This window comes from Microbacterium sp. 22242, assembly GCF_052045495.1.
Taxonomy (GTDB): Bacteria; Actinomycetota; Actinomycetes; order Actinomycetales; family Microbacteriaceae; genus Microbacterium.
On record NZ_JBQEOZ010000001.1, the window covers coordinates 199814 to 222846 of the forward strand.

The 23033-nt window shown below is 71.0% G+C and carries 26 protein-coding genes; 17 read left to right on the forward strand and 9 right to left on the reverse strand.

The genetic code is table 11. The features are described 5' to 3' along the window. Positions 1-1323 (reverse strand): exodeoxyribonuclease VII large subunit, encoded by a 1323-nt coding sequence (gene xseA, locus ACTJJZ_RS00915; RefSeq protein WP_440719286.1) that lies wholly within the window; start codon positions 1321-1323, stop codon positions 1-3. A 100-nt stretch (positions 1324-1423) separates the two neighbouring features. Between xseA and ACTJJZ_RS00920 the strand changes: the two genes are divergently transcribed. Both ACTJJZ_RS00920 and ACTJJZ_RS00925 read left to right on the forward strand, forming a co-directional pair. After that, on the forward strand, positions 1424-2473 hold the full coding sequence (locus ACTJJZ_RS00920; protein WP_440719436.1) for a 4-hydroxy-3-methylbut-2-enyl diphosphate reductase: 1050 nt from the start codon (positions 1424-1426) through the stop codon (positions 2471-2473). After that, complete coding sequence (locus ACTJJZ_RS00925) at positions 2470-3093, forward strand: DUF6264 family protein (RefSeq protein ID WP_440719287.1); 624 nt, start codon at positions 2470-2472, stop codon at positions 3091-3093. The genes ACTJJZ_RS00920 and ACTJJZ_RS00925 overlap by 4 nt, the downstream gene beginning before the upstream one ends. Before the next feature lie 128 nt (positions 3094-3221). Here the strand turns inward: ACTJJZ_RS00925 and ACTJJZ_RS00930 are convergent, their stop codons facing one another. Then, positions 3222-3818, reverse strand: a complete 597-nt coding sequence (locus tag ACTJJZ_RS00930; protein WP_440719288.1) for a DUF4822 domain-containing protein — start codon at positions 3816-3818, stop codon at positions 3222-3224. Between the two features lie 171 nt (positions 3819-3989). On the opposite strand from ACTJJZ_RS00930, the gene ACTJJZ_RS00935 reads away from it, so the two are divergent. Both ACTJJZ_RS00935 and ACTJJZ_RS00940 read left to right on the forward strand, forming a co-directional pair. Beyond that, positions 3990-4493 carry a sigma-70 family RNA polymerase sigma factor gene (locus tag ACTJJZ_RS00935; RefSeq protein ID WP_440719437.1) on the forward strand — a complete coding sequence of 168 codons (504 nt, stop codon included), beginning with the start codon at positions 3990-3992 and terminating at the stop codon, positions 4491-4493. Further along, positions 4490-5191 carry a zf-HC2 domain-containing protein gene (locus tag ACTJJZ_RS00940; RefSeq protein WP_440719289.1) on the forward strand — a complete coding sequence of 234 codons (702 nt, stop codon included), beginning with the start codon at positions 4490-4492 and terminating at the stop codon, positions 5189-5191. The genes ACTJJZ_RS00935 and ACTJJZ_RS00940 overlap by 4 nt, the downstream gene beginning before the upstream one ends. A gap of 152 nt (positions 5192-5343) precedes the next feature. Here the strand turns inward: ACTJJZ_RS00940 and fbaA are convergent, their stop codons facing one another. Further along, positions 5344-6372 carry a class II fructose-bisphosphate aldolase gene (gene fbaA, locus ACTJJZ_RS00945; RefSeq protein ID WP_440719290.1) on the reverse strand — a complete coding sequence of 343 codons (1029 nt, stop codon included), beginning with the start codon at positions 6370-6372 and terminating at the stop codon, positions 5344-5346. 184 nt (positions 6373-6556) lie between these two features. Between fbaA and glpX the strand changes: the two genes are divergently transcribed. Together glpX and ACTJJZ_RS00955 are read left to right on the forward strand one after the other, a co-directional pair. Continuing rightward, on the forward strand, positions 6557-7549 hold the full coding sequence (glpX, locus tag ACTJJZ_RS00950) for a class II fructose-bisphosphatase (protein ID WP_440719291.1): 993 nt from the start codon (positions 6557-6559) through the stop codon (positions 7547-7549). 118 nt (positions 7550-7667) lie between these two features. Next, positions 7668-7880 carry a UDP-N-acetylmuramyl pentapeptide phosphotransferase gene (locus ACTJJZ_RS00955; protein WP_440719292.1) on the forward strand — a complete coding sequence of 71 codons (213 nt, stop codon included), beginning with the start codon at positions 7668-7670 and terminating at the stop codon, positions 7878-7880. Here ACTJJZ_RS00955 and ACTJJZ_RS00960 read toward each other — a convergent pair. Together ACTJJZ_RS00960 and ACTJJZ_RS00965 are read right to left on the reverse strand one after the other, a co-directional pair. Next, positions 7855-9198 carry a DNA recombination protein RmuC gene (locus ACTJJZ_RS00960; protein WP_440719293.1) on the reverse strand — a complete coding sequence of 448 codons (1344 nt, stop codon included), beginning with the start codon at positions 9196-9198 and terminating at the stop codon, positions 7855-7857. The genes ACTJJZ_RS00955 and ACTJJZ_RS00960 overlap by 26 nt on opposite strands. Before the next feature lie 73 nt (positions 9199-9271). Beyond that, positions 9272-9871, reverse strand: coding sequence for a 3'-5' exonuclease (locus ACTJJZ_RS00965; RefSeq protein WP_440719294.1), 600 nt, complete (start codon positions 9869-9871; stop codon positions 9272-9274). Positions 9872-9951: 80 nt separating this feature from the next. On the opposite strand from ACTJJZ_RS00965, the gene ACTJJZ_RS00970 reads away from it, so the two are divergent. The 5 genes from ACTJJZ_RS00970 to ACTJJZ_RS00990 all read left to right on the forward strand — a co-directional run bounded on the left by ACTJJZ_RS00970 (position 9952) and on the right by ACTJJZ_RS00990 (position 14791). Next, positions 9952-10692: a class I SAM-dependent methyltransferase gene (locus ACTJJZ_RS00970; protein WP_440719295.1), complete on the forward strand. Its 741-nt coding sequence runs from the start codon at positions 9952-9954 to the stop codon at positions 10690-10692. 47 nt (positions 10693-10739) lie between these two features. Continuing rightward, positions 10740-11813, forward strand: a complete 1074-nt coding sequence (gene ychF, locus ACTJJZ_RS00975; protein WP_440719296.1) for a redox-regulated ATPase YchF — start codon at positions 10740-10742, stop codon at positions 11811-11813. Positions 11814-12137: 324 nt separating this feature from the next. Beyond that, positions 12138-12986: a helix-turn-helix transcriptional regulator gene (locus ACTJJZ_RS00980; protein ID WP_440719297.1), complete on the forward strand. Its 849-nt coding sequence runs from the start codon at positions 12138-12140 to the stop codon at positions 12984-12986. A gap of 53 nt (positions 12987-13039) precedes the next feature. Then, positions 13040-14020, forward strand: coding sequence for an NAD-dependent epimerase/dehydratase family protein (locus tag ACTJJZ_RS00985; RefSeq protein WP_440719298.1), 981 nt, complete (start codon positions 13040-13042; stop codon positions 14018-14020). A gap of 174 nt (positions 14021-14194) precedes the next feature. Then, a complete protein-coding gene (locus tag ACTJJZ_RS00990; RefSeq protein ID WP_440719299.1) occupies positions 14195-14791 on the forward strand; it encodes a class I SAM-dependent methyltransferase in 597 nt (198 codons plus the stop codon). A 232-nt stretch (positions 14792-15023) separates the two neighbouring features. Here the strand turns inward: ACTJJZ_RS00990 and ACTJJZ_RS00995 are convergent, their stop codons facing one another. Further along, positions 15024-15368, reverse strand: coding sequence for a LysR family transcriptional regulator (locus ACTJJZ_RS00995; protein ID WP_440719300.1), 345 nt, complete (start codon positions 15366-15368; stop codon positions 15024-15026). Positions 15369-15562: 194 nt separating this feature from the next. Here ACTJJZ_RS00995 and ACTJJZ_RS01000 point away from each other — a divergent pair, with 194 nt between their 5' ends. The 4 genes from ACTJJZ_RS01000 to ACTJJZ_RS01015 all read left to right on the forward strand — a co-directional run bounded on the left by ACTJJZ_RS01000 (position 15563) and on the right by ACTJJZ_RS01015 (position 17932). Then, positions 15563-15724 (forward strand): hypothetical protein, encoded by a 162-nt coding sequence (locus ACTJJZ_RS01000; RefSeq protein ID WP_440719301.1) that lies wholly within the window; start codon positions 15563-15565, stop codon positions 15722-15724. Between the two features lie 96 nt (positions 15725-15820). Next, entirely contained in the window at positions 15821-16396 is a 576-nt protein-coding gene (locus ACTJJZ_RS01005) for an alpha/beta fold hydrolase (RefSeq protein WP_440719302.1), read from the forward strand. A 53-nt stretch (positions 16397-16449) separates the two neighbouring features. Beyond that, positions 16450-17268 (forward strand): Fpg/Nei family DNA glycosylase, encoded by an 819-nt coding sequence (locus ACTJJZ_RS01010; protein WP_440719303.1) that lies wholly within the window; start codon positions 16450-16452, stop codon positions 17266-17268. A gap of 25 nt (positions 17269-17293) precedes the next feature. Continuing rightward, on the forward strand, positions 17294-17932 hold the full coding sequence (locus ACTJJZ_RS01015) for a DUF1345 domain-containing protein (protein WP_440719304.1): 639 nt from the start codon (positions 17294-17296) through the stop codon (positions 17930-17932). A 93-nt stretch (positions 17933-18025) separates the two neighbouring features. Here the strand turns inward: ACTJJZ_RS01015 and ACTJJZ_RS01020 are convergent, their stop codons facing one another. After that, positions 18026-18325, reverse strand: coding sequence for a Fe-S cluster assembly protein HesB (locus ACTJJZ_RS01020; RefSeq protein ID WP_440719305.1), 300 nt, complete (start codon positions 18323-18325; stop codon positions 18026-18028). 139 nt (positions 18326-18464) lie between these two features. Continuing rightward, entirely contained in the window at positions 18465-19037 is a 573-nt protein-coding gene (locus ACTJJZ_RS01025; protein WP_440719306.1) for a carboxymuconolactone decarboxylase family protein, read from the reverse strand. Positions 19038-19239: 202 nt separating this feature from the next. Here ACTJJZ_RS01025 and ACTJJZ_RS01030 point away from each other — a divergent pair, with 202 nt between their 5' ends. Beyond that, positions 19240-19404 (forward strand): hypothetical protein, encoded by a 165-nt coding sequence (locus ACTJJZ_RS01030; protein ID WP_440719307.1) that lies wholly within the window; start codon positions 19240-19242, stop codon positions 19402-19404. A gap of 17 nt (positions 19405-19421) precedes the next feature. On the opposite strand, the gene ACTJJZ_RS01035 is transcribed toward ACTJJZ_RS01030, so the two are convergent. Continuing rightward, positions 19422-20900 carry an MDR family MFS transporter gene (locus ACTJJZ_RS01035; protein WP_440719308.1) on the reverse strand — a complete coding sequence of 493 codons (1479 nt, stop codon included), beginning with the start codon at positions 20898-20900 and terminating at the stop codon, positions 19422-19424. A 219-nt stretch (positions 20901-21119) separates the two neighbouring features. On the opposite strand from ACTJJZ_RS01035, the gene ACTJJZ_RS01040 reads away from it, so the two are divergent. Continuing rightward, the gene (locus ACTJJZ_RS01040) at positions 21120-23024 is read left to right on the forward strand and encodes an ABC transporter ATP-binding protein (RefSeq protein ID WP_440719309.1); all 1905 of its coding nucleotides are present in this window, start codon (positions 21120-21122) and stop codon (positions 23022-23024) included. The last annotated feature ends 9 nt before the right edge of the window (positions 23025-23033 follow it).

The following is a 23033-nucleotide window of genomic DNA, read 5'->3' on the forward strand; positions in this document are numbered from 1 at the left end:
CTAACCGTGCTGATCGGGGCGTCCCGCCGGGCCGGACGCCGCCGGATCCGCCGCCTCCGGCACCTCGCCCTCGGACGTCGCACGCAGCGATCCGCGGTCCACCGTGAGGGTGAGCGCCGTCCCGGCGGGGGCGTCCGCGGCGTCGCGCACGATCACTCCGTCGTCGCGGTGCGCGATCGCGTAGCCGCGGGCGAGGGTGGCCGCCGGCGACAGCGCGCGCAGGGAGGCGCGCAGCTCGGCGGTGCGCCGGCCGGCCGCGTCGACCGTCCGGCCGAGGGCGTCGCGGGACCGCGCGGCGAGGAGCCACACTTCCTGCGCACGGCGCTCGATGAGCGGATCCGGATCCCGCAGCACCGGACGCGAGCGCAGCTGCTCCAGCTGCGCGATGTCGTGCGCGATCCGCTGCGACACGCGGGTCGTGGCGCGGGCCCGCAGCTGCCCGATGAGCGCGCGCTGCTCGCCGACGTCCGGCACCACCCGCTTGGCGGCGTCGGTCGGCGTGGAGGCGCGGAGGTCGGCGACGTCGTCCAGCAGCGGATGGTCGTTCTCGTGCCCGATCGCGCTCACGACCGGTGTCGTGGCGGCGGCGACCGCACGCACCAGGCGCTCGTCGCTGAAGCCGAGGAGGGTCTGCGGATCCCCGCCGCCGCGCGCGATCACGATCACGTCGACGTCGGGATCCGCGTCCAGCCGCTTCAGCGCCGCGAGCGTCTCCGGCACGCACCGGTCGCCCTGCACGGCGGCGTGCACGGTGCGGAAGCGCACCTGCGGCCAGCGCAGCTCGGCGTTGCGGTGCACATCCTTCTCGGCGTCGGAGTTCTCGCCGGTGATCAGGCCGATCACGTGCGGCAGGAACGGCAGCGGCCTCTTCCGGGACGGGTCGAAAAGTCCCTCCTGGCGCAGCTGCACGCGCAGACGCTCCAGTCGCTCGAGCTGATCGCCGAGGCCGACGTGCTTCATGGCGGACACGGTGAAGCTGAAGTCGCCGGCCTTGACGAAGTAGTCGGCCTTGACGGCGGCGACGACGTGGTCGCCGACGGCGAGGTCGGCGGGGATCCTGGCGCGCACGCTCGACCACACTCTGACCGAGATCTGCGCATCCGAGCGGGTGTCCTTCAGGCGGGCGAACACGTTGCCGGCGCGCAGGTTCCACGACGTGACCTCGCCCTCGACCCAGACCGTGCCCCACTGCGCGACGAAATCGCGGATCGTGGCGTTCAGCCGCGCGATCGAGGTCGGCGCCTGCGGGGTCGAGTCGCGGGGCGCGACGGAGTCGGCCGGAGGCGCCTCGCCGACGACGGGGACGGCCTGGAAGGAGGTCATGCGCTGTTGTCTCCCGCTCTGCTCCGCACCCGCTCACCGGTCCCGCGAAGGTGCGCGCCGGTAGAATCGGTGTGTGACTTCGACAGCCGTTCCGTTGCCCGTGCCGCAGATCCCGCGAGCGCGGCGGGCAGAGACCCGGGTGCGCCTTCAGGATATCCCGGTGGACGGACACAAGCGGGTGCTGCTCGCGGCGCCCCGCGGCTATTGCGCGGGCGTGGACCGCGCGGTCGTGGCCGTGGAGAAGGCGCTGCAGCGCTACGGCGCCCCCGTCTACGTGCGCAAGCAGATCGTGCACAACATCCACGTCGTCACGGAGCTCGAGGAGCAGGGCGCGATCTTCGTCGACGAGGTCGACGAGATCCCCGAGGGCTCGCACGTCGTGTTCAGCGCGCACGGCGTCTCGCCGATGGTGGTGTCGGCCGCCGAGGACCGTCATCTGCACGCGATCGACGCGACCTGCCCGCTGGTGACCAAGGTGCACCGCGAGGCCGTGCGGTTCGCGCGCGACGACTTCGAGATCCTGCTCATCGGCCACGACGGGCACGAGGAGGTCGAGGGCACCGCGGGTGAGGCTCCGGAGCACGTCACGGTCGTCAACTCCCCGGCCGAGGCCGACACCGTCGTCGTGCGGGATCCGTCGAAGGTGGTCTGGCTGTCGCAGACGACGCTCTCCGTCGACGAGACGATGGAGACCGTGAACCGGCTGCGCACCCGGTTCCCGGAGCTGCAGGATCCGCCCTCCGACGACATCTGCTACGCCACGCAGAACCGCCAGGTCGCGATCAAGAAGGTGGCCCGCGATGCGGACCTCGTGATCGTGGTGGGATCCGCGAACTCGTCCAACAGCGTGCGCCTCGTCGAGGTGGCGCGGGAGTACGGCGCGAAGGCCGCCTACCGGGTGGACTACGCCGACGAGGTCAGGCAGGAGTGGCTCGAGGGCGTCGCGACCGTCGGCGTGACCAGCGGCGCCTCGGTGCCGGAGGTGCTCGTGCAGGAGGTGCTCGAGGCGCTCGCCGAGGCGGGCTACGGAGACGTCGAGGAGGTGCGCACCGCGGAGGAGGATCTGATGTTCTCGCTGCCGAAGGAGCTGCGCCAGGACGTCTCCGGCCAGCGCGACGACCGGGCTCTGGGCGGGCGGAACGCGCGATGACGGATTCTGCCGGGGCCGGCGCCTCCGGCGTGCCCGAGCATCCGGTGCGTCCCGCCGCAGGAGCACCGCGTCCGCGCACTCCCGCTGCCGAGTCGCCGCGTCCCCGTCCGCAATACGGCGAGTACGCCAGCCCGGAGGAGCAGAGGCGTCGCGCCGGCCGGGACGTCCCGCCGCCGGTGATGTCCGCTCCCGCGCCGCCGACAGCGCCCGCGCTCGCGCCGACCCCGGCCGAGGCGGCCCGCCCCGCGCATCCGGTGGATCGGGTGGTCGCCCTGGCGCTGCTCGCCTACGGGTTGTGGAACGTGATCACCTCGGTGATCGCCTTCCTGGATCCGGCGGCGCTGATGACCACGATGATGCAGATGCTCGGGATCACCGGCAGCTTCTCCCACTACGAGCAGGCCAGGACGTGGGGCGTGGTCGCCGCGATCGTGCTGATCGTGGGCTGGGCGGTCACGGCGGCGTGGACCCTGCAACGCCTGCGGCGGGGCAGGCGCACCTGGTGGGTGCCGCTGGTCGGCGGTGCGGTGTTCGTCACGCTCTCCACGTTCTGCATGCTGGTGCCGTTCTACGGGGACCCCGCCGTCGTCTCGTATCTCGACGGGCTCATGAAGAAGTAGCCGTCGCGAACGACGAAGAGCCCGGCTCCCTCCCCGGTGGGGAGCCGGGCTCTTCACGTCGTGCCGCTGAGGTTCCGGCGATCGGATCAGCGCTGGTTGCCGTCGGGTCAGCGCTGGTTGCCGTCGGATCAGTGCGAGTTGCCGTTGTTGAAGTGGTAGCCGCCGCCCTGCGAGCCGCCGCCGTGGGCGCCGGGGCCGCGGCCGTCGGTGCCGGGCTCGACGTGGTTGGTCCTGGTGTGCACGATGTCGTAGTAGACGCTCGTGTCGGCGGCGTTCGGGAACACCCGGTAGGTGAAGACGTTCTTGTCGAGCTGGACGATCGGCACGACGCGGGTGAACAGCACCGTGCCGTTCGCGTCCTTCGCGGCGATCCACCGCGAGGACCCGTCGGCCGGGACCGACCAGTCGCCGTGCATCTTCGGGCTGTCGTCGAGGTTGTACATCGTGAACGTGCCGTCCGCATCGAAGTAGGCCCAGCCGACGAAGTTCGCCACGGCCGGGGCGTCCAGGGCGACGCGGCTGCCCTCGGCATCGAGCGCGCTGGTGGTCTTCCACGGCGTGGAGGCCAGCGTCTCCGAGGGCGTCATCGTCCGGTGGACGACGGCGGGCGTCACGGCGGACGGCGCGGCTGCGGCGGCGGTGGTCGGGATCACGGTCAGCGCCGCGGCGGCGATGGCGGAGGCGGCGATGAGCGTGCGACGGGAGATCAGGGATGCGAGGTTCATGTCTTCCACGGTAGGAATCGACAGGTGCTGCCGGCATCAGCCGATCGGCTATCGTCGGGCGCCCGATCGGCGGAGCAGAAGCGCCCATACTGGAAGGACGATGCCCCGCGCCCGAGTTTCACTGCGGCTGAACCTTCGGAGGCTGGGCCTCGTTCTCCTGGTGAGGAGGCGATCGTGACCGATGACGAACGGCTGACCGCGCTGTACGACGTGCACGCGGCGCCGATCCGGCGGTATGTGGTGCGCCTCACCGGAGACCGGGCGGGGGCCGACGACGTGGTGCAGGAGACGCTGCTGCGGGCATGGCGGACACCGCGCATCCTCGCGCAGGATCCGTCGACCACGCGCGCCTGGATGTTCACGGTCGCGCGGCACATCGTGATCGACGAGGTGCGCAGCGCGCGGCGCCGGCACGAGCAGACCGTCGCCGAGCTGCCGGAGCACGCCGCCGACGACGAGATGGACCGGCTCTTCGACGCCCTGCTGATCGAGGACGCACTCGCGGTGCTCGACGCGGGGCACCGCGCCGTGATCGTCGCGGCTTACTACCGGGGGCGGAGCGTGGCGCAGGTCGCCGCCGAGCTGGGGATCCCCGAGGGCACCGTGAAGTCGCGGATGCACTACGGGCTGCGAGCGCTGCGGCTCGCGCTGCAGGAGAGGGGAGTGACGCGGTGAACGACGCCGTGGATGTCGAGCACGAGCAGTACGCGACGTGGGACGCCGCGTACGCCCTCGGCGCGCTCGCCGCGTCGGAGCGGGTGGAGTTCGAGGCGCATCTCGCCCGCTGCGCCCGCTGCCGCCGTGCCGTCGCCGGACTCGCCTCGACCACCGCACTGCTCTCGCGCCTCAGCCTCGAGGACGTCGAGCGCATCGGCGAGCCGGATCCGGCGGACGGGGAAGACGCACCGGTGCGGCTGCTCGAGGCGGCGAGGGCCCGCCGGCGGCTCCGTCGTCGCGCGCTGTGGTGGGCGGCGGGAGTCGCGGCGGCGCTGCTGATCGCGGTGCCCGTGGCCGTCGCGACGCTCTCGCCCCGGCCCGCTCCCGCCGTCGCGCTCGAGCCCGCACCGCGCGTGGCCGCGACGGCGTCGGTCGCCCTCACGCCGGTCGCGTGGGGGACGCGGCTGGACATGACCTGCACCTACCCGGCGGCGGAATCCGCATCGGGCTCGCCCGAGGGATCCTGGACGTCGCACACCTACGTGCTCGCGGTGATCGACAAGAGCGGGGCCACGACCTCCCTGTCCACCTGGAACGTCGAGCCCGGCGTCACCGCGAAGCTGAGCGCGGGGACGGCCGTGCGCCTGACGGACATCCGCACCGTCGAAGTCCGCGACACCGCGGGGGACGTGCTGCTGCGCCGCGACTTCCCCTGAGCGGCCGACCCGGGGTGCGGCTGCGCGGTCCGTCCGGGCTCGGGTGAGCGCGTGGCCCTCGCCCGGACGCAGCGGTGNGGGGCACCGGGTCCGGATGACCGGAGTCAGCTCCGCGACTGTGCTGGTTATCAGCTCCGCGACTGTGCTGGTTGTCAGCTCTTCGACTGGCCGTACGAGCCCAGCTGGCGGGTGGACTCGATCACGCGCTGCGCCATCGCCGTCTCGGCGACCTTGCCCCACGCGCGCGGGTCGTAGACCTTCTTGTTGCCGACCTCGCCGTCGACCTTCAGGACGCCGTCGTAGTTGGAGAACATGTAGCCGGCGATCGAGCGGGTGAACGCGTACTGGGTGTCCGTGTCGATGTTCATCTTGATGACGCCGTTCGCGACCGCGAGGGCGATCTCGGCGTCGGAGGAGCCGGATCCGCCGTGGAAGACGAGGTCGAGCGGCTTCGGGCCGGTGCCGTACTTGGCGGCGACCTGCTCCTGGATGTCGCCGAGCAGCTCCGGGCGCAGCTTCACGCCGCCGGGCTTGTACACGCCGTGCACGTTGCCGAAGGTGAGGGCGGCGATGTAGCGGCCCTGCTCGCCGAGGCCGAGCGCCTGCACGGCCTGGTCGACGTCGGCGAAGGTGGTGTAGAGCGCGTCGTTCGACCCCTCGTGCGCGACGCCGTCCTCCTCGCCGCCGACGACGCCGATCTCGACCTCGAGGATGGCGTTGATGTTCTTCATGCGGGGGAGCAGGTCCTTGGCGATCTCGATGTTCTCCGCGAGCGGCACGGCCGAGCCGTCCCACATGTGCGACTGGAAGATCGGGTTGCGTCCGGCGCGGACCTCCTCCTCGCTGGCGGCGATGAGCGGCTCGACGAAGCCGGCGAGGGCGTCCTTCGGGCAGTGGTCGGTGTGCAGGGCGACCGTGATCGGGTAGGACTTGGCGACCTCGGTGGCGAACTTGGCGAAGGCGAGGGCGCCGGTGGCGCGGGCCTTGACGGTCTGGCCGGCGAAGTAGTCGGCGCCGCCGGTGGTGACCTGGATGATGCCGTCCGAGCCGGCCTCGGTCAGGCCCTGCAGCACGGCGTGGATGGTCTGCGAGCTGGACACGTTGAACGCCGGGTAGGCGAAGCCGCCTGCCTTGGCGCGGTCGAGCATCTCGGCGTACTGATCCGGGGTGGCAACGGGCATGGCTTCTCCTGTGCTGGATGACGGGGGTCACTGGCCACTTTAGTGCCGCAGGATCCGCGGTTCCGAGTGCGTGTCGTCGTCTGCGGAGGCTCTGATCTTCCCCGGTGCAAAGAAGTCCGATTCTTTCGTGCGCAGAGTCCAGAATTCTGCGGATCCGTAACCAGAGCCCGGCTAGCATCGCCTCATGGTGAGTCTCACTGCTGATCTCAGCCCCCTTCGTCCTGACCGCAACCTCGCTCTCGAGCTCGTCCGCGCCACCGAGGCGGCGGCGATCCGGGCCGTCCCGTTCATCGGTCGCGGCGCCAAGGAGGCGGCGGACGGAGCAGCCGTCGACGCGATGCGCGCGTTCCTCGGCACCGTCGACTTCGACGGACGGGTGGTGATCGGCGAGGGCGAGAAGGACAACGCCCCGATGCTCTTCAACGGCGAGCACGTCGGCAACGGCGCAGGCACCGGTCCGCAGTGCGACATCGCGGTCGATCCGATCGACGGCACCTCCCTCACCGCCGCGGGGCGGCAGAACGCGCTCTCGGTCATCGCGGTGTCCGATCGCGGCACCATGCTCGACGCCTCGAGCATCTTCTACATGGACAAGCTCGTCACGGGCCCTGCGGGGGTCGGCGTCGTCGACATCCGCCTCCCCATCGGCGAGAACATCCGCCGGCTCGCTGCCGCGCTCGGCAAGCCCGTCGAGGAGATCGTGGTCTCCGTGCTGAACCGGCCGCGGCACGAGCAGCTCATCCAGGACATCCGGGACGCCGGAGCCGGCACCCGTCTGATGAGCGACGGCGACGTCGCCGGCGGCATCAACGCGGCCCGCCACGGTGCGCGCACGGACATGTGCGTCGGCATCGGCGGCAGCCCGGAGGGCATCGTCACCGCGTGCGCGATCAAGGCGCTCGGCGGGCACATCCAGGGCCGGCTGTGGCCGCGCGACGACGACGAGCGTCAGCGCGGCATCGACGCGGGCCTGGACATGGACAAGGTGTACGAGGCCGACGACCTGGTCAGCGGCAACAACACGATCTTCGTCGCGACCGGTGTCACCGACGGCCAGCTCGTGGCCGGGGTGCGTCGCGAGGGCGACTACCTGTACACCGAGAGCGTGGTGCTGCGCAGTGCGTCCGGCACCCTGCGCCGGGTCGCGTCGGAGCATCTCGTCTCGAAGTGGCTGTGACCTCGGATCCGGCCTCCCGGTCATAACGACCTGATCGCATTCCCGCCCATTCCCATACCACCTGGCACAATGGAGTGGCGCCGAACATCGGCGTGCGTGACGCAGAAGGGCCTTCAGGATGGCTTCCGAGAACATCTACCGCCAGGAGACGGTCACCGACACGGGGACCGTCAAGGTGGTCGAGATCGATGCCGCTCGTCGTCCCGACGTGCTGTTCCGCGTGCGTCGGGACGAGGGGCACGAGATCAGCCCCTGGTGGATGATCGGCGCCTTCGTGCTGTTCTCCGGCGTGGTCGTCTTCCTGCTCAGCGGGGTTCCCGGGAGCGCGTGATCCCGCTCTCGCGGTCCGGATCCGCCTGATCCGGACCCGTTTGGTCCCCAGCCGGCATCCGTTCCGCATCTGCCGACCGAGCCGGAGCCCCTGTCGCGCCGTCGGCGTCGAGCCGGGACCGGAGTTCGCCGAGATCGGCCAGGAGCGCCGTGCCGTCGGCCGGGACCAGCTCGTCCGCCGTGAACCGCCGGGCGGCCGCCGTGATCGCGGCCGGGGCGGACAGCGCGTCGGCATCGACCCCGGGGAAGCGCCGGGCCGTGACGAGGACCCGGCTCTCCAGGGAGCCCGCGAACCGGTTGTAGCTGTCGACCGTGCGCTCGAGCGCCCTGCGCAGGTCGTCGGCGTGCCCCGCGAGCACCCCGAGCCGGTCGTACAGCTGGGTGCCGAGCTCGAGCAGCACGGCGGCCTCGGCCGACAATTCCTGTTGCTTCCAGGTGTACGCGACCGTCTTCAGCACCGCCCACAGGTTGACCGGGGTGGCGAGCGCCACCCGCCGGCCGAACGCGTAGTCGAGCAGGGCCGGATCCTCGTCGAGCGCGGCCGCGAGCAGCGACTCGCTCGGCAGGAAGCAGATGACGAACTCGGGGCTCGCATCGAGCCCCGACCAGTACGCCTTCTTCGCGAGGGCGTCCACGTGCGCGCGCACCGCCTTGACGTGCTGCTGCATGAGCGTGCGGCGCTTCGGATCCTCGGTGGGGAGGGCCGCCGCCGTGAGGAACGCGTCGAGGGGCGCCTTCGCGTCGACCGCGATGGACGCGCCGCCGGCGAGGCGGATCACCATGTCGGGGCGGCCATGCCCGGCGTCGGAGTGGATCGTGGTCTGCAGGTCGAAGTCGACGTGCCGGGTGAGGCCGGCGGCCTCGACCACGCGGCGCAGCTGCGTCTCGCCCCAGACGCCCCGTGCCGATGTCGAGCGCAGAGCGCCCGCGAGCGACTCGGTCGTCGAGCGCAGCGCCTCGCCGCTCTCCTCGGTGCGACGCAGCTGCTCGCTGAGCTGACCGAACTGGGCCTGCCGCTCGCGCTCCAGGACCGTCACGGTCTGCTGCATGCGGTGCAGGCTCTCCCGTACCGGTGCCAGGGCCGTGAGCACGGCGCTCTCCTGCCGGGCCCGTTCGGCGGCGTCCTGCTGGGCGCGGCGCGAGTGCTCGACCGCGTCGCGGTAGAGGTCGTTCTGGCGGTCGCGATCATCGCGCACCGCGGCGAGCTCGGCCTCGGCGCGGGCCAGGTCTGCGGCGCCGCGCGTGCGACCGAGGTACCAGCCCAGGGCGATGCCGGCCGCGGCGGCGATGACGGCGACGAGCAGTGCGATCGGTTCCATGAGCCCATCGTGACGGGGGCCACCGACATCGACGGGAGGGCGCGCGTCCGGCCGCCCGGACCCCCTACGCGGGTCAGGCGGCGACGCGGACCTTCGCGGGCGCGGCGGCGAGGGGATCCGCGACCCGGACGCCGATCGCCTCCGCGAGCTCGAGGATCGTGGCGGAGCCGGTCCGCCGTGCCGCGTCGATCACGATCTGGGCGCACGCCCTCGCGTCGGCCAGTGCCTCGTGATGCGGGAACACACCGAACCCGGCCGCTGCGGCGGCGACGGGGAGCTTGTAGGAGTCGAGGTCGTACACCTTGCGCGCGACGCTCAGGCTGCACAGCGAGCGGTACGGCGGGCAGTCGTCGCCGGTGGCCTCGCACGCGCGGCGGATCACGTTCAGGTCGAAGCCGGCGTTGTGCGCCACCAGCACGTCGGCGCCCGCGAACGCGCACAGGCGGTCGAGCTGGTCGCTCCAGCCGGCGGCATCGGCGACCTCGTGCGGCTGGATGCCGTGGATCCGCACGTTCCACTCCTGGAACTCGTCGTGACCGGCCGGCGGACGGATCAGCCAGCCCGTCTGGGCGACCACGATCCCGTCCCGCACCCGGACCAGGCCCACGGAGCAGGCGGATGCGGGGGAGGAGTTCGCCGTCTCGAAGTCGATCGCGGTGAAGTCCAGGGGCACGGATCCAGCCTGCGTCCGAGACGGTGCGGCCGGGATCAGGCGCGCCGCGAGACGCCGAACCCGAGCGTAGGCTCGGAGCCATGACGGAGCGTGCGACGAGTTTCGGGGTGGAGACGGGCAGCTATGAGAAGGGCCGGCCGGAGTACCCGGCCGAGGCCGTCGCCTGGCTCCTCGAGCAGCTGCCGGCCGGGCCGCGGACGATCGTCGACATCGGCGCGGGCACCGGCAAGCTCACCCGCGCCGTGCTCGGCCTCGGCGTCACGAGCGTGACCGCGGTGGATCCCGACGAGAAGATGCTCGAGGCGCTGCGGGAGAGGACGCCGGGCGTGCAGACCGTCGTCGGCACCGCGGAAGCACTGCCGCTCGCCGATGCGACGGCCGACGGGGCTGTGCTCGGGCAGGCGTGGCACTGGGTCGAGCCGGTCGCCGCGTCCCGCGAGATCGGCCGGGTCGTGCGCCCCGGCGGGGCCCTCGGACTGATCTGGAACGTGCGCGACGAGCGCGTGGACTGGGTGCGCCGGCTCAGCGGCATCATGAAAGGCAGCCCCGCCGAGCAGATGATCGCGGACGACGATGTCGTGGTGACGGAGCCGTTCGGCGCGCTCGACGAGCGGCGCTGGGAGTGGACGAGGGAGATGACGCGCGCCGAGCTGCACGCCATGGCCCGCTCGCGCAGCTACATCATCACGGCACCGGACGAGGAGAGGGCCGGGATCGAGCGGGACATGGACGAGCTGTTCGACGAGCTCGGCCTCGTCGGGGGAGCGACCCTGGCGATGCCGTATGTGACCGCGGCGTTCCGCACGGTCCGCGAGGCCTGACGCCCGTCGGGATTCCGGCGCTGATCGGCCCGGTAGACTCGTACCCCGTGGCTCTCACCATCGGAATCGTAGGACTGCCCAACGTCGGCAAGTCCACCCTCTTCAACGCCCTCACCAAGAACGACGTGCTCGCGGCGAACTACCCGTTCGCGACGATCGAGCCGAACGTCGGCGTGGTGAACCTGCCCGACTCCCGGCTGAACGTGCTCGCCGGGATCTTCGGCAGCGAGCGGATCCTGCCCGCCACGGTGTCGTTCGTCGACATCGCCGGCATCGTCCGCGGCGCGAGCGAGGGGGAGGGTCTGGGCAACCAGTTCCTCGCCAACATCCGCGAGGCCGACGCCATCGCCCAGGTCGTGCGCGGCTTCGCCGATGACGACGTGGTGCACGTGGAGGGTGCGATCGATCCGAAGAACGACCTGGAGACGATCAACGCCGAGCTCATGCTCGCCGACCTGCAGACGCTCGAGAAGGCGATCGTGCGGCTCGAGAAGGAGGTGCGCGGGCGCAAGACCGACCCGTCGGTGCTCGAGTCCGCGAAGGCCGCCAAGGATGCGCTGGAGCGCGGGCAGCTGCTCGCCACCAGCGGTCTCGATCTCGCCCCGATCAAGGAGCTGGGTCTGCTCACCGCGAAGCCGGTCATCTTCGTGTTCAACGTCGACGAGTCGGTGCTGACGGATCCGGCTCGCAAGGCCGAGCTGGCCGCGCTGGTCGCGCCGGCGCAGGCGATCTTCCTGGACGCCAAGATCGAGTCCGAGCTCAAGGACCTCGATCCCGAGGATGCGGCCGAGCTGCTGGCCTCGACCGGGCAGGACGAGTCGGGCCTCGACCAGCTCGCGCGCATCGGCTTCGACACCCTCGGCCTGCAGACGTACCTCACGGCCGGGCCCAAGGAGGCCCGCGCGTGGACGATCCACCAGGGCGACAAGGCCCCGCAGGCGGCCGGCGTGATCCACACCGACTTCGAGAAGGGCTTCATCAAGGCCGAGGTCATCTCCTTCGACGACCTGGTCGCGACCGGATCCGTCGTCGAGGCCCGCGCGAAGGGCAAGGCCCGCCTGGAGGGCAAGGACTACGTCATGCAGGACGGCGACGTCGTGGAGTTCCGGTTCAACGTCTAGCATTATCGACGCTCCACGTCATCTGAGCCGGTTGATCAGGTCGTTCGGCGGACAAGGACGCCGAGCGTCTGTGGCGTCCTGACCGCGTACCGTCGATCGATCCTCGGACTCACTCGGCGGCATTGCGGAAGCTGGGCGACGCTGCACCCTCGGAGGCGGAGGTCCGCTGAATGCCACTGGGTCTCGGTTGAGTCACAGCCTTCGAGACTGCCTCGATCCTCCGGCCAGCCGATCGTGACTCTCGGGGAGAGTTCGACGACCAGCGCCCTGGGTGCACCTGACAGGGACTCCCGCCGGGCGTGCCAGCCCGCTTACCGTTGACGCATGAGCTCGAAGGACGAAGCGCGGGACTTCCTGGTCTCTCGCCGCGCGCAGATCACGCCGGCCCAGGTCGGCCTGCCTGAGTACGGCGAGGAGCGGCGGGTGCCGGGGCTGCGACGCGAGGAGGTCGCCGACCTCGCCGGGGTCAGCGTCGGCTACTACACCCGGCTGGAGCGCGGGGAGATCGGCGGAGCTTCCGAGAGCGTCCTGGGCGCGATCGCCCGAGCACTGAGACTCACGGACGTCGAGCGCGAGCATCTGTTCGACCTGGCCCGCCGCAGCGCCATCGCTCCCGCTCGTTCGACGACGCACGAGCCCACCGAGGTACGCGCGTCCGTGCGCCGCCTCGTCGATAGCATCGGGATGCCGGCCATCGTGCAGACCCCGCGCCTTGACCTGGTCGCGGCAAACCGCCTGGGTCGTATGCTCTTCGCGCCGGTCTTCGAGGACGCCCGCGGGGCGAACTTCGCACGGTTCAACTACCTCGACCCGCGCTCCCGGGAGTTCTACGTCGACTGGCCGCTTGCCCGGCGCACCGGGGCCGCGATCCTGCGCCGCGAAGCAGGGCGCGATCCTCTGGACGAGGGGCTGACCGAGCTGATCGGCGAGCTGTCGACGCTGAGCCCGCTGTTCCGCGAGGACTGGGCCCGCCGCGACGTGCACGAGCACCGCACCGGGGTGAAGCAATTCGTCCACCCCGAGGTGGGGCGGCTCGACTTGGCCTTCGAAGTGCTGGGGACCCCTGGTGATTCCATGCACCGGCTCATCACCTACAGTGCCGAACCCGGCACCGAGGCGGACGAGAAGCTCGCGATCCTCGGCAGCCTCGCCGCCGAACACCGCGATGCCTGAGCCACTACGCCCGTGGCGGCAGAGCCGCCGCACCACTGACCAAGGAGAGAACCATGAAGATCGTCGTCATCGGCGGATCCGGCCACATCGGCACCTACCTCGTCCCGCGCCTCGTGCGCGCCGGGCACCAGGTGGTGAGCCTGACCCGTTCGGGGCGCACCCGTTACGCGTCTTCCCCCGAGTGGGAGCAGGTGACGCACGTCGCCGTCGACCGTGAGCAGCAGGATGCCGACGGCACCTTCGGGCAGACCGTCCTGGCGCAGGAGCCGGACGTCGTCATCGACCTCGTCTGCTTCAGCCTGAAGTCCGCGATGGCGCTGGTGGAGGCGCTGCGCGGCAAGGTCGACCACCTGATCCACTGCGGGTCGATCTGGCGGTACGGGCCGAGCCGGAAGCTCCCCATCGCGGAAGGGTCGGCGTCCGCGGGTGACCCGTTCGACGAGTACGGCGTGCAGAAGGCCGCGATCGCACAGATGCTGAAGGACGAGACCGCCTCCGGCGGCTTGGTCACCACGTCCATCCATCCCGGGCACATCGTCGGACCGGGCTGGCACCCCACCGGACCGCTGGGCAACATCAATCCCGCCGTGTGGCAGGCGGTCTCCGCCGGCGACACCGTGCAGGTACCGGGCAGCGGCACGGAGAGCATGCACCACGTGCACGCCGACGACGTCGCCCAGGCATTCCAGCTCGCTGTGGATAACCGGGAGACAGCGGCCGGGGAAGACTTCAACATTGTCGCGCCGACGGCGCTGACCGTTCGCGGATACCTGGAGATCGCGTCGGGCTGGTTCGGGCAGTCAGTGAGCATGGAGAGCATCTCATGGGATGACTACCGGGCGACGGTGACCGAGGAGGACTACGCGCCGCAGAGCTGGGGCCACCTGCACCGTAGCCACGTCTTCAGCATCGAGAAGGCAAAGCGCCTGCTCGGCTACGCCCCGGCCTACGAACCGGAGCAGGCGATCCTCGAATCCGTCCGCTGGCTCATCGAGAACGACCAGCTCGACGTCGCACGTCCGCTGGAGGCTTGATTCCCCGGGCGGGCGTATGCGAGCACGGTGCCCACGCGGACTCGGCGCCGGATAGCTCTCCGTGCCGCAACGTGGTGGAGTTCCGCTTCAACGTCTGAGCTCGCAGTCATCGAGCCTCCGAGCCGGGCCTAGCCGGGCCGGGCCGCCTGCCTGGCCGAGCTGTAGCGTTGAGTGATGGAGCCCTCGCCGACGCGCTGGAACCACAACATCCACTACCACCGGCTGATCCTGGAATCCGCGCCCGCCGGAGCCCGCTCCGCGCTCGATGTCGGGTGCGGCGACGGACTGCTCGCCAGGGAGTTGCGCCAGATCGTCCCCGACGTGACGGGCGTCGACCTGGACGACGGAATGATCGAGGAGGCGCGTCGGGAGAGCGACGAGATCGCGTGGCGCCATGCCGACGCGATGACTCATGATTTCGGCCGGACATTCGACCTGGTCGCCTCGGTGGCGACACTGCATCACATGCCGGACTTGAGCCTGGCGTTGTCGAAGCTGGCCGACCTGACCGCGCCCGGCGGCGTGCTGGCGGTCGTCGGGGTTGCACGGGCGACGCGGCCGAAAGACGCCGTGCTGGGTCTGGCGGGAACTGTTCAGCACCAGTGGCTGGCTCGCAGGCACGGATTCTGGGAGCACACGGCACCCACGGTCTGGCCACCCCCGCACGATTACGTGACCGTCCGACGTGTGGCTGAGCGGGTGCTCCCGGGGGTGAAATGGAAGCAGTTGCTTCTGTGGCGGTATGCGCTGATCTGGCGCAAGCCCCGCTGACGCGTTCCAGCGCTCTCCGCCCGCGCGGGCGGTGCGTATGGCGGATGCCCACATCCGCCTCGAGAGCTAGAGAGGATGCGTCCGGGCGCAGATCGCCGGACCCCTCCACACGTCCTGGTCCGCCATCGTTGTCCGGATCCTGCCACGCGATCACTCGCCCTCGGGGATCCAGGCGCCGAAACCGCATGAGCGCACGCCGGCGCTGGGGCGCGGACNGCCGCGCCCGGATCCGTCAGCGCCCCTGACGCTTCTTGTACGGCTTCGGCTGGCCCTTCACGGCAGGAGCCCGCCCCTTGCCCTTCGACGCCTTGGCTTTGCCGCCGGGCGGTGTCATCGGCTTCGGTGCTGCGGGTGGCGCCGCGGCGATCCGCTCCCGCGCCTCGGGGAGCAGGAGGATCCCGGCCTTCGTCAGGCGGGTGTCGCCGCCGCGGACGACGAGAGGATGCCCGACCTCTTCCTCGAGCTTCTCGATCGACGAGTACAGCGCGGGGAGCGAGATGCCGAGCCTGCCTGCGGCGCGAGGGAAGTGCAGTTCCTCCGCGACGGCGACGAAGCGCCTCAGCTGGGTGATGTTCATGCAAGCCCGTCCTCTCCCGCAGGATCGCGGCCGCCCCAGCCTACCGGCGGGCTCGGGCGACGTCCTGGGCCAGGATCTGCTGCCAGGTGTCCGGCTCCGCGGAGTCGTCGCGATCGCCGTCGGACTCGGCTGCGCTCCTGCCGGCAGGCGCGGCGCGGCGTACGCTGGACGAGTCGTCGAGAGGAGCAGGAACCGTGTCGGATGGTGATCAGCGGCCCACGCCTGCACATGTCCCTGCGCCGGGCGAGCAGTCCGTCCCGGAGCTCGAGGCGGACGAGAACATCGCGCCCCGGCCGGAGGAGGAGATCGCGGATCTGCTCCGCGCCGAGCCCGACCTGGACGACCACGTCGGCTGACGGGGCGCTTCTCCTGCGGCGGGCCGGCTCCTCCGGCGACGCCGGGCGGCGGCCTGCGACGCCGGGGCCGTCAGCGACACTCGGTACGCTATCGGGGTGACTCAGAACACCATCTTCGAGCCCGATGGCCGCGCGATCCCGTACGTCGACGAGATGTCGGAGGGCGACGGACCGGCCCTGGTGATGATTCCCGGCCGCGGTCTCGAGGGCGGCGCCCTCGGTTCCGTCGCGCACATCCTCGCGGGTGAGGGGATCCGCGTGCTGCGTATCGGATCCCGCGCCGGCGACGAGGCGAGCGTGACGCTCGCGCAGCGCGTGCAGGACGCCAGCGACGTGATGGATCACGTCGGCATGGGGGCCTCCTGGATCGGCGGTCACGGCGTCGGCGGCACGGTCGCCCGCGCGCTCTCCGCCGAGCGCACCGACCGCGCGCTCGGCGTGCTGCTGCTGGGCGTGGAGGACGTGGACGTGCCGCTCGCGCCCTCCGTCCCGGTGCTGATCATCCAGGGATCCGCGGACGAGGTCATGCCGCCCGCCAACGGGGAGAAGCTGCGCGCCACGATGCCGGAGCGCGCGAGCATCGTGACGATCGACGGCGGCGAGCACCTGTTCCCGGTCACCGATCCGGTCGACACCGCCTTCGCGATCGAGGACTACCTGGCCTGGGACTGACCTCGTCCCGCTGAGCGCTGCCGGATGTCCGGGGCCGGTGCGAGGATGGCCTCATGCCCGAGTCACCGGAGGTGCAGGCGCTCGTCGAGTTCCTCGACGAGCGGGTCCGCGGCCGTGTCATCGCGGAGCTCGACGTCGACGAGTTCCGGATCGTGAAGACCCGCGAACGCCCGCCCCGCGCTGTGCGGGGCGCGCGCATCGACGAGGTGCGGCGCTTCGGCAAGTACGTCGGCTTCGACACCTCGGCGGGCTGGCTCGTCGTCAGCTTCGGACGCAACGGCTGGATCCGCTGGCACCCGGCCGGCGAGGCCCTCGACGAGGTCGCGGCGCCGCAGGTCGCGAGGATCGTCCTCGATGACGGTGCCGCGCTGCAGATCGTCGAGACCGGCGACTTCCTCGCGGTCGCCGCCTGGGTCGTCGACGCGCCGGAGGAGGTCGCGGGCGTCGCAGCACTCGGACCGGATCCGATCTCCCCGGACTTCACGGCCGCCGACCTCGAGCACGCCCTGGGCCGGCGCCGCAAGCAGATCAAGGCGCTGCTGCAGGAGCAGACGTCGCTCGCCGGAATCGGCAACGCCTACTCCGACGAGATCCTGCATCGCGCGCGGATCTCGCCCACGGTGCACGCCGTCGCGCTCGACGACGAGCAGCGGCAGCGGCTGTTCCAGGCTCTGGTCGACGTGATGCGCGGCGCCGTGGCGGCGCGTCGGGGCCTGCCGCCGGATCAGCTGAAACCGGCCAAGGTGGCCGCGATGGCCGTGCACGGGAGAGCCGGAGAGCCGTGTCCGGTGTGCGGCTCCACGATCGTCGACCATGTGTTCTCGGGTGCCTCGGCGCAGCTCTGCCCGGTCTGTCAACCGTCCGCGGAATGAGAGCACGCCGGGTTAGCATGCCGGGATGAGCTCGCTCCCTCTGCACCACGGCTGGCGGGTGCGCGCGCTGGTGTCGGTCGTGGTCGGCGCGGGAGTCGGATTCGTCGTCTCGCCGCTGCTCGGTCCTGCCGCCGGCATCCTGGCCGGGTGGGGCGCCCTGGCGCTTGTGAGCGTGGTGTGGATCCTGCTCGTGGTGTGGCCGATGGACGCCGTGCAGACGCGCACGCACGCGACGTTGGAGGACCCAGGCCGCAGCGTCGCCCGCGTGATCGCCGTGACCGGGAGCTTCGCGAGCATCGCCGCGGTCCTGGTCGTGGTGCTCGAGGCCCGCCACGCCGGAGGGTGGACGCAGTTCGCCCTCGCCGGGATCGCCGTGCTCAGCGTGGCCGCGTCGTGGGGCCTGATCCAGACCGATTACATGCTGCGTTACGCCCGGCTCTACTACGACGGGTCGGGGGGCATCATGTTCAACCAGCACGCGGATCCCGAGTACACCGACTTCGCGTACTTCTCCGTGGGCCTGGGCATGACCTACCAGGTCGCCGACACCAACGTGACCCGCAACGCGATCCGCCGCCTGGTCATCGCGCAGACGACGATCGCGTACGTGTTCGGCGCGCTGATCCTGGGTACGATCATCAACCTCGTCACCGGGATGAGCTGACGGCTCGGCGCGCTCGCCGGCGGAGACGAACGGGACGCGGAAGAGGGCGCCCGCCGAGGTGGCGGACGCCCTCTCCGAGGCGGTGAAGCAGGCTCAGACGGCCTGCGGGAGCAGGGAGAACGACACGGCGCCCTCCTCGTCCACATTCGCGTCGAGGACCTTGTCGTCCAGGACGATCGCGGCCTCCCCCTCGAGGAAGACCGGGGCCCCGGGCAGATCCAGGATCTGATCGTCGGGTTCCGGCGTGACGACCACGTCGGCGGCCAGGCGCGGTTCGCCCGCCTGACCCGGCGCGTCGGCCTTGTGGATGCGCAGACCCGCACCCTCCGAGTCGGTGCGACGACGGACGAGCGTGGTGACCAGCGCGGTGGCGTTGTCGGTCAAGGTGAGCACGAGGCACTCCTTCCGGTTGCGGACATGCCGCGGACGCGACATGTCCGGGCTACGATTCCCGTTCCGGGCGGAGGTCTCAACCGCAGCGCGGGGATTCGGAGGGTCTTCCCACCTGGGCGGCGTGCGAACGGCTCGCGGGTCAGCCGACTGCGCGGAGGAGGGCGGCGGCCGTCTCCGGCGCCAGCCCGCGCGGCCCGTCGACCGGCACGGCGAGCGCGAGCAGCGCTCTGCTGAAGAAGTTCCGCGCGGCCGCAGCCAGGGCGATGTCCACGATCTGGCGGTCGTCGTAGCCGGCGTCCCGCAGCGCCTGCGTGTCGGCGTCCGTCATCGCCGGCGCGTCCGCGGACAGCCTCTCCGCGTACCGGATCACGGCCTGTTCCGCGTCGGTGAAGCCGCTGTCGTCGCCGCGAGCGAACGCGGCCAGCCCGGCGTCGTCCACGACCTCCGCGCGCAGCGCCTTGCGGCCGTGGGCGAGGAGGCAGTGCGGGGATCCGATCGCCCGTGCCGCCCCGAGCGTCGCGGCCTCGTAGACGCCGACGCCGATCGACGGCACGATCGCCGCGACGAGCGCCATGAACGCGGCGTGCGCCTCCGGGTTCACCGCCATCGCCCGGGTGTGCGCGAACACGAATCCGTCGGATCCGAGGTCGTCGTCGTACATCTCCGCGACGTGTCCGTGCGCACCCTCGAGGGGAGGCGTGTCGATGATCATGAGCTGCTCCTTCGCGTTCGCATGATGAGCGGAGACCGCCCTCCCGTCGCGCTTCCCCAGGCCGGCCGGCCTCCGCCCTCATCGTCGATCATCCTGCCCTGACGCCGCGCGCGGATGAGGCGGATGCCTCAGATCCGCGCGCATGCTCGCACCGAGGACGCGGGACGGCGCCGTCGCCGCGGCGCGGGCGTACGATCGAGGGATGACCACCGCAGCCGAGTCCGGGCAGCAGCTCTCCGCGGACGCCGAGCGTCCCACCGCGGAGCCCGCGCCCCTGCCGGGACTCACCCTGCTGCCGGGCGCCGACAGCGCCGATGCGGGACTGTGCTCGGGTGGGTTCTGCCGACTGCCCGGCGCCGGCGACTGAGTCCGGGCCTGCGCGGCTCAGTGCATCGCGGGCGCGACGCCGTCCTCGGCCGGCTGGTCCTCCGGCTTGCGGATCACGAAGGCTCCGAGCACCGTCAGCGTCGCGATGACCGCGCCGATCACGAACGTGGTCCGCGACCCCGACGCCACCGCCGTCGGAACCTCGGTGCCGCCGTTCGCATTCACGATCAGGGTGAACACGGCCATCATCACGGCGATGCCCGCCGCTCCCGCGACCTGCTGCACGGTGCCGATGACGGCGCTGCCGTACGAGTAGAACTTCGGCGTGAGCGACGCGAGCGAGGCCGTGAACAGCGGCGTGAACGACAGTGCCAGCCCGATCGAGAGCAGGGTCTGCGCGACCAGCACGATCCAGACCGACGTGCTGGTGCTCAGGGTCGTGTAGAACCACAGCGTGGCCGCCGTGAGCAGGGAACCAGGGATCAGCAGGATCTTGGTGCCGCGCGCGTCGTAGATGCGCCCGATGACCGGTCCCAGCAGCCCCATCGCGAGCGCTCCGGGAAGCACCACGAGCCCGGCCTCGGTCGTGGACAGGCCGAGCGCCTTCTGCAGGAACAGCGGGATGATCGTCAGCGTGCCGAAGAATGCGAGAGAGAGCAGGAACATCTGCACCATCGCCAGGGTGAAATCGCGTGAGGCGAAGACGCGCAGGTCGAGCAGCGCGTCGTCCTTGCGCTGCAGCACGACCTGACGCCACAGGAAGGCGGCGAGACCGACCACGCCGACCGCGAGGGCGATCGACAGCGGCGCGGGGGACGCCTTGCCGCCGGCGAGCGCGCCGATCTGGCTGAGGCTGAACACGAGTCCGCCGAACCCGAAGGCCGACAGGATGATCGAGAACACGTCGAGCGGGGCGTCCGTGCGCTCGCCGACGTTGGTCAGCCAGCGCCAGCCGATGGCCATCGCGAGCAGGGCGATCGGGAGCACGACCACGAAGATGGCGCGCCAGGTGAAGTGGTCCAGCAGGAACCCGGACAGCGTCGGACCGATCGCGGGGGCCAGCGAGATCACGATGCTGACCCGGCCCATCATCCGGCCGCGGCTCTCCGGAGGCACCAGGTTCATCAGGGTCGTCATCAGCAGCGGCATCAGAATCGCCGTGCCGGAGGCCTGCACGACCCGCGCCACGAGCAGCATCGGGAAGCCGATCGCGAGCGCGGCGAGCAGGGTGCCGGCCGAGAACAGCGCGAGCGCGCCCAGGAACATCTGCCGCGTCGTGAACCGCTGCAGCAGGAACCCGGTGGTCGGGATCACGACGGCCATGGTCAGCATGAACGCGCTGGTGACCCACTGGGCGACGAGCGGCGTGATCCTCAGGTCGTCGATGAGGTGCGGGATCGCCATGCTCATCGTCGTCTCGTTCAGGATCGCGACGAAGGCGGCGGCGAGGAGCACCCAGATGACCGCCATGTCGCGGCGGGGGATGAGCGAAGTCCGTGTGCTGATGGGCACGGATCCGGTCTCGATGGCGGACATGCGTTCCTCCAGGAGGGGGGATCAGGGGGAAGCGGCGCGAGTGCGGCGCGGACCTCTCAGGGTAACCATAGGGTCCGACATTCCATTCCCGTCCCGGCTGGGATTCTCGCGTTCCGCCTTGAGCGGACGCGGGCGACGGCGGGACCGGGACGTCGGTGCGCGGACTTACGCTTGCCAGGGGCCGGCCGTATGTCACGCCGGCGCAGTCAGGGGCAGCGGATGAGCATGATGGCGAGGGGCGGCGGCCCGCGGGGCGGGATGCGCCCCGTGGACGAGGAGTCGTTGCGGCGGCAGAACGCCGAGGCGCCGAAGATCCCGGACCTCGGCCGGAGGGTCGTGGCGCTGTTCCGTCCGTACCGCGGTCGGATCCTGGTGACCGGCGTACTGGTGATCCTCTCCGCCGCGCTCGGCGTGATCCCGCCGCTGCTGGTCAAGCTGGTCTTCGACGACGCGCTGTTCCCGCACAGCGGGGGAGGGCCGCGGCTCGGCCTGCTGGTCGAGCTCGTCGTCGGGATGATCGGCCTCTACCTGCTCTCGGCGGGCCTGGGCGTGGTGCAGACGTGGCTCACCTCGACCGTCGGCAACAGCGTGACGGGCGATCTGCGGGTGCGGCTGTTCGAGCATCTGCAGGCGATGGAGCTCGGCTTCTTCACGCGCACCAAGACCGGGGTGATCCAGTCCCGGCTGCAGAACGACGTGGGCGGGGTGGCCGGGGTGCTGACCACCACCGTCACCAGCATCCTCGGCAACACCGTGACGGTGATCGCGTCGCTGGTCGCGATGCTGCTGCTGGACTGGCGGCTGACCCTGATCGCGATCTGCGTCATGCCGATCCTGGTCCTGGTGCAGCGCAGGGTCGGCCAGGTGCGTGCGCGGATCGCCGCCCAGACGCAGGAGTCGCTCTCCGAGCTCACCTCGATCACGCAGGAGACGCTGAGCGTCTCCGGGATCCTGCTGTCCAAGTCGTTCAACCGGCAGCGCTCCGAGTCGGCCCGCTATCAGGCGCAGAACCGCACCCAGATCCGGCTGCAGGTGCGCACGGCGATGAGCGGCCAGGGCTTCTTCGCGGTCGTGATGGTGCTGATGTCGAGCGTGCCCGCGATCATCTACCTGTTCGCCGGGTTCCTGGTGGCCGGCGGCACGGGGTCCATCACCGCAGGCTCCATCGTCGCGTTCACGACCGTGCAGGCGCGGCTGCTGATGCCGCTGATCGGGCTCATGCGGGTGGCGCTGGACGTGCAGACCTCGCAGGCGCTGTTCGCGCGGATCTTCGAGTACCTGGACATGGTGCCGCAGATCCAGGACGCGCCCGACGCCGTGCCGGCCACGGCCGCGCCCGGTCCGCGCGGACGGGTCGAGTTCCGCGACGTGCGGTTCCGCTATCCGGACGCGTCCGGTGTCGGCAGGGACACCCTGCAGGGGCTGTCGTTCATCGCCGAGCCGGGGCGGCACGTCGCCTTCGTCGGGCCGTCCGGCGCCGGCAAGACCACGATCCTGTACCTCGCACCGCGGCTGTACGAGGCGACAGGGGGAACGGTGCTCTTCGACGGCGCCGACGTGCGCGCGCTCACCCAGGAGTCGATCATCGACGAGATCGGCATCGTGTCGCAGGAGACGTACCTGTTCCACGCCACGATCCGGGAGAACCTGCTCTACGCCAAGCCGGACGCGACGGACGACGAGCTCGTCGCGGCGTGCACGGCGGCGAACATCCATCACGTGATCGCCGGCTTCGAGGACGGCTACGACACCGTGGTCGGCGAGCGCGGCTACCGGCTGTCCGGCGGCGAGAAGCAGCGGATCGCGATCGCACGGGTGCTGCTGAAGGATCCCCCCGTGCTGCTGCTGGACGAGGCCACCTCGGCGCTCGACACGGTCTCGGAGCGGGTGGTGCAGGAGGCGCTGGACCAGGCGGCGAAGGGACGCACCACGCTCACGATCGCGCACCGGCTCTCGACCGTGATCGGCGCCGACGTCATCCACGTCGTGGAGGAGGGGCGGATCGTGGAGTCCGGCACGCACGCCGAGCTGCTCGCGCACGGCGGCCTCTACGCCGATCTCGCGGCGCAGCAGGTGGCCGCGGCGCGGATCGACGACGACCTGGCGCGGCCCGAACCGGCCTGAGGCGATCCG